Raw genomic sequence first — 906 nt, 5'->3', positions numbered from 1 at the left:
CTTCAAGTGGCGCTAGTTTTAACAAGTTGCAGCACGCGGACCCAGCTACGCGCCGCCATCATGTGGTTTGCTGCGCAAACTTACCACATGCTGGCTCTGCTGCGCTGGGCCGGTGTGCAAGGCGTTATGATTACCAAATTCTGAAGAGTAGTAGAAAATGAAATACAAATTGATGTTGTGGTGTTCACTTGTTATGTCGGGTTGTTCCGCTCTTCCTGCGGTTTACAATCCAAATAACATTCCAAATGAAAATCTTTCGCGTATCTATACATTTCCGAATATCTCATTCTTTGAACAAAAGTACCATGCATGGATTGAGTATATTTGGGATGATTCTGGAACTGAAATTACAAATCGGAACGCTTGGGAGCACGGAAAGATGAAAATGTATGCTCTTCCTAGTGGCACATATACAGTTCAAGCGTCTTGTTTCGACGGTGCGCGTGAAGCTAATCCGAAGTCACAGATTCGAGTTGAGCCAAGTAAGCTTTACGAAATAAGTTGCGTGGTGAAGAAAGGAAAGATGCTCGGTCTAAATGTAGATATGTATGCAACTATTGAGATTAAAGAAATCACTCAAAGTGAAGTTGATGCACACTTAAAGTGAATAAATTCATAACAAATGCATGCGCAGGAAGCCAACTCCGCGCCACCAATTGTGGTGCACTTCGTGCACTTTACCACAATTGGTTCTGCTCTGTTGTCTCCTGTGATGCAGGCGTTAAATGGTGCCATGTAGTTTGATTCGTTTTATGTGATATTCGGCTTCGCCGGAGCGCTTTAAGGTTGGGTAGTTGTATCAAAGATTTGAGTGGCTGATAGTGATCACGTTCGTTGAACTCTGCCAGCAACGAGTGTTGCAATCGTATTATCCTAGTAACGCTGAAACATAAATTGCGTGGTTCA

Annotated in this window: 1 protein-coding gene; it reads left to right on the top strand. The window is 43.3% G+C overall.

Going from position 1 to position 906, the window contains the following annotated elements:
• The first annotated feature begins 157 nt into the window (after window positions 1-157).
• A complete protein-coding gene (locus D9N13_RS14100) occupies window positions 158-607 on the top strand; it encodes a hypothetical protein (protein ID WP_290591411.1) in 450 nt (149 codons plus the stop codon).
• Window positions 608-906: the final 299 nt, after the last annotated feature.

Source organism: Ketobacter sp. GenoA1, assembly GCF_003671475.1.
Classification (GTDB): domain Bacteria; phylum Pseudomonadota; class Gammaproteobacteria; order Pseudomonadales; family Ketobacteraceae; genus Ketobacter.
Note: the sequence above shows the minus strand (reverse complement) of the source record. Positions and strands in the feature narration are given on the sequence as shown.

What these genes read in the sequence shown, in the direction of transcription:
- D9N13_RS14100 (WP_290591411.1), top strand. Translation starts at nt 158, where the DNA reads ATGAAATACAAATTGATGTTGTGGTGTTCACTTGTTATGTCGGGTTGT.